We start from the raw sequence: 4,802 nt of genomic DNA, 5'->3' as shown, positions 1-4,802 counted from the left end.
ACCTCGAGGTCGCCCCGGCCGGGCCCGTCGTGCCGCGCCGGCGCCCCTCAGCGGCCGACCCGCCGGCTCTCCGGCGGACCCAGGTAGCTCGGCCGCAGACCGCCGGTGTCCACGACGATCCGGTGCACGATGACCGTCGGGTCGACCATCCACAGCTTCAGGACGTGGACGCCCGGCCGGTCCACCGTGTGCCGGGTGGAGGTGCGGTTGACGTTGTCGGAGGTGTTCCTCGCCCACCGCCTGTTCATGTAGGTGTCGTCGGCGCCCGTGGCGGTGGTGACGTTGACCGTCTGCGGCTCGGCGCCGTCGATCGAGACGGCGTAGCGCAGCCCCTCCGTCGGCAGGACGTTGTTGCGCGGCGCCAGGTACACCCACACCTCGACCTCGCCGGCCGTGGTGAGCGTCATCTCGTACTCCAGGCGCGGCCCGTGGCCGCCGGGCTCCCGGCTGGGCGCGGTGACGGGGTAGGGCTCCATCCCGTCCTCCGCCCGTCCGATGTCCGGCAGGCGCTTCCAGTGGATCCCGGCGCTGTTCACGGCCCGGGAGTAGTGCGCGGCCTCCATGGAGACGTGCCCGTCCGCCTCGACGAAGCCCCGCGGCCCCCGCAGCGGCAGCCGGGGGTTGTCGACGACGGCCTGGACCTCCACGGTGGCGCCGCCGGGCCCGTGGACGGTGACGGGCACCCGCGTCACGCCCCTGGGCGCCCGCTTCCAGTCGACGCGCACGGTGGCGCGGACCTGCTCGTCGACCCGCCCTTCGGCGCGGTCGACCCTCACCCAGGGCTCGGCCGCGGTGATGCGGTAGTCGAACGGCCTGCTGCCCCGGTTGAAGACCTCGATGTACTGCTCGGGGTAGTTCTGGTACGGGCTGAAGGCCGGCAGCACCGCCGGTTCCTCCGCCTCGGGCCACCACAGGTCGGAGCCGTCGACCGCCACGCCCATCTCGGCGCGGTCGGGCAGTTCGATGCGCCTGACCGCCGGGAAGACCTCGTCGGGCAGGGCGACGTGGTTGGGCGTCTGGGGCTGCTGCCAGGGCGCGTCGGGCCCGTAGCGCTCCACGTCGCCGTAGCCGATCTTCGGCTGGGTCTGGAAGCCCTTCCACTTCCCGCCGGCCAGGATGTTGTTGTAGTAGTCCGACATCGCCTGGTCGTCGGCGAAGCGCGCGTCGGTGAGGTCGGCGTAGCGGTTGGTCGCGGCGCGGCCCTGCCCGGCGTAGAGGATGTTGGTGAACTCCGCCTCGCGCAGCTCGTAGAGGTTGGCGGTGGCCTTCACCTGGTAGAGCACGAGCTGGTAGTAGGCGTCCTGGTCGGCCTTCGGAAGCCTGCGGCCGATCTTCTCGGCGCGCTCGGCGAGTTCGCGCCACTCCCGGGTGACCCGCGCCGTCTCCCCGTAGTGGTTGAGGTGGTACGGGCTGGCCTGGTCGTCGTAGACCACCGCCGCCTCGTCCGTCGACAGGTCCTTGGAGGGGTCGAGGGTGATGCGGCGGTTGAGCAGCTCGGGCTTGCGGCGGGCCTGCAGGACGCCGTAGGTGTGCAGGACCTCGGCGATCTCGTCGGCGTGCTCGGGGCCGAAGCTCTGCGCGACGTAGCCGCGCCCCCACTCGTGGAGGCGCTCCAGGGGCCAGCGCTCCGGGTCCCAGGCGTAGTCCAGGAAGAACTGCGTGGGCAGTTCCTCGGCCTTCAGATCCCCCACGTTGACCACCCACAGGCGGTCCACACCGTAGGTGTGGGCGAGGTGGAGCTGCTCCCAGGTGCTGACGAGGTTGACGGTGTCGACCCACTTGTAGTTGCGGCCGACGCCCACGTAGTCGAAGTGGTAGTACATGCCGTAGCCGCCGGCGCGCTCGGGGAGCGACTGGTCGGGCAGCTTGCGCATGTTGCCCCAGTTGTCGTCGCAGAAGACGACGGTGACGTCCTCCGGAGGCCGCAGGCCCTTGTCCCAGTAGCGCTGGACCTCCTTGTAGAGGGTCTGCACCTGCGGGATGCCGGTGACGTCCTCCTTCCCGGTGACCTCGGCCAGGATCCGGCGCTGGCTGTCGAGGATGGACTGCATCAGGTCGATGCCGTCGCCGTCCGGCAGGCTGACGTCGCCGTTGCCGCGCATGCCGAGGGTGACGACGCCCTCGAAGTCCTCCTCCAGCATGCGGCGGATGCCGTCGGCCCAGTACGCCTCGACGGCCTTGCGGTTGCGGCGGAAGCTCCACTCGCCGGTGCCGCCGTAGGGGTCGCTGCCGGGCTCGGTGATGTTGCCCTCGGCGTCGCGTTTGGCGGGGACGGCGTGGCGGTTCCACTCCTCGATGCCGCGCATCATGGGCGCCTCGTGCGAGGTGCCCATCACGATGCCGTACTCCTTGGCCGTGGCGTGGTTGGCCGGGTCGTCCTCGGCGAAGGCCCGGCCCCACACCGCCGGCCACAGGTAGTTGGCCTTGAGCCGGAGCATGGTCTCGAAGACCCGGGCGTAGAACTCCTTGTTGAAGCCGTTGGGGAAACCGGGGGCGTGGCCGGGGCCGAAGTACTCGGGCGCCCAGGTCCCCAGCGCCGGGTTCTCGTCGTTGATGAAGAAGCCGCGGTACTTCACGGCCGGGGTGCCCTGGGTGTGGCGGCCGGGCAGTACGTGCAGCTCGTCGTGGCGGCGCGGCGGTACGTCGTCCCAGAAGTGCCAGGGGGACACGCCCATCTGCCGGGTGGTCTCGTAGATCCCGAAGATGGTGCCGCGCTGGTCGCTGCCGGCGATGACGAAGGCGCGGCGCACCCCCGGCATCGGGTCCTCCACGATCTGCTCCAGCGTCGTCTCCCACTTCCCCGCGATGCCGGAGACGTCCAGCTTGCCGTCGGCGACGAGCCGGTCGACAAGCGGGCTCCTCCCGAGGGTGCCGACGATCACGACCTCGGAGCGGCGCGGCGGGGTGTCGCCGCGTCTGACGGCCGGTTCGACGCCGGTGACGCGTCCGATGTCCTTGCGCAGGTCCTCGACCGCCCGCAGCACGCCCGGATGGTCGCTGCCGCTGACCACGATCGGCGCGGCCCTGCCGCCCGCGACGAGGGGGAGGCTCCCGGAGCGGCGGGAGAAGGACAGGTAGGTGCCGGAGCTCCCGCCGGGCCTCTTCCTCCCCCGGTCCGCCGCGGCGGCGGGGGCGGCGACGGCGGGTACGGCGGTGGCGGCCGCGGTCAGCGGGATCAACCCGAGGAACGTGCGCCGGCTGGCGTTCCCGGGGACCTGTGGGCCGGTGTTGGGCCTTCTCATTGCTCAATCTCCGCAAGTCAGGGACGGGAGAGGACTGGAGGGGCTGGAGAGAGGTCGCACATTGATCTTTCCGGAATGGTTCCGGAAAGGAAATCACCGGGTCATGCTCGGGTCAAGGCTCTGTATCGCGGAAGTTACGTGCGTACCACAGCCGTTCGGCCAGTTGAACAAGATCGCGGGCGGCTTGCCTCGCCGAAAGTTTTCGCAGACGTCACGGAACGACTGGAGACGCCTGCCGCCCGCCCCGCGCCCGGGCTCCGGACACAGGGCGACAAGTCGACATACCGCTCCGAGCCGGTGTCGCGGCTCAGAGCCGGTGCCGGAGCGCGGCGGCCATCCGCCGCACGGCCTCGATGAGCACCTCGGGCGAGGCCGCGAGGTTCAGCCGGACGTGCCCGGCGCCGCCCGTGCCGAAGTCGGGACCGGAACTGAGGGCCACCCGGCCGCGCTCCAGGAACACCGCGGCCGGGTCGTCGCCCAGGCCCAGGGCCCGGCAGTCCAGCCAGGCGAGGTAGGTGCCCTGGGGCGGGCGGTGACGCACCCCGGGCAGACGGCGGGCCAGCAGGTCGGCCAGCAGCCGCCGGTTCTCGTCCAGCCCGGCCAGCAGGGCGTCGAGCCAGTCGCCGCCCTCCCGCAGGGCCGCGCTGTGGGCGATGACGCCCAGGTGGCTCGCCCCGTGCCCGGCCTCCTCGGGCATCCGGGCCAGGTCCTCGGCGGCCTCCGGGCCCGCCACCGCGAGCGCGGCCTTGAGCCCGGCCAGGTTCCACGCCTTGGACGCCGACAGCAGGGCGAAGGCGTCTCCGGCGCCGCGCACGCTCGGGTAGGGCACGTGGTCCGCTCCCGGCAGCACCAGGGGCGCGTGGATCTCGTCGGAGACGACGCGGACCCCGTACGCCCCCGCCAGTTCGGCCACCCGCTCCAGCTCGGCCCGGGTGTGGACGGTGCCGGTCGGGTTGTGGGGGTTGCACAGCAGGTACGCCGCCGGCCGCCCTCCCCCGGTGGCCCGGGCGAAGGCGGACTCCAGCGCGCGGAGGTCCAGCCGGTGGTCCGCGCCCAGCGGGGCCTCGGCGATCCGGCGGTCCATGTGCGTGACGAAGGCGTGGAAGGGCGGGTAGACCGGCGGGTTGACGACCACCGCGTCGCCGGGGCCGGTGACGAGCTTGAGCACCTCCACCGCGCCCAGCATCACGTCGGGGACGAGCGCGGTGTGGTCGGCCCGGATCCGCCAGCCCCAGCGCCGGGCCGCGAAACCGGCCAGCGCGTCGGCGTACACCGTGCCCACCGGGTAGCCGGTGTCGCCCAGCGCGACGGCCTCGGTGAGCGCCCGCGCCACCGGTTCGGCCGGCCGAACGTCCATCTCCGCCACCCACAGGGGCAGCACGTCCTCCGGGTGGGTGCGCCACTTCATGCTGGTGCGCCGCCTCAGATCGGCGGGGGTCAGCAGGGTCAGGGGGTTGGGGGTGCTCGTCCGGCCGGGGGTGTGCGGCTGCGGGAGCGTCACGGGGTCACCTCCGTATGGCGGCGGGGCCGTACGGCCAACCGTACGGCCCCGCCGCCGTG

General features: G+C 72.5%; 2 protein-coding genes. Both read right to left on the bottom strand.

Going from position 1 to position 4,802, the window contains the following annotated elements; genetic code table 11:
- Nucleotides 1-47 precede the first annotated feature (47 nt).
- Complete coding sequence (locus QC029_RS30190) at nt 48-3,242, bottom strand: glycosyl hydrolase 115 family protein (RefSeq protein WP_279559034.1); 3,195 nt, start codon at nt 3,240-3,242, stop codon at nt 48-50.
- Between the two features lie 307 nt (nt 3,243-3,549).
- Complete coding sequence (locus tag QC029_RS30185) at nt 3,550-4,650, bottom strand: aminotransferase class I/II-fold pyridoxal phosphate-dependent enzyme (RefSeq protein ID WP_279559035.1); 1,101 nt, start codon at nt 4,648-4,650, stop codon at nt 3,550-3,552.
- Nucleotides 4,651-4,802 lie beyond the last annotated feature (152 nt).

The sequence above is a fragment of the Streptomyces sp. DH37 genome, from assembly GCF_029813835.1.
In the GTDB taxonomy this organism is placed as follows: Bacteria; Actinomycetota; Actinomycetes; order Streptomycetales; family Streptomycetaceae; genus Streptomyces.
This window is presented reverse-complemented; position numbering and strand designations above follow the sequence as displayed.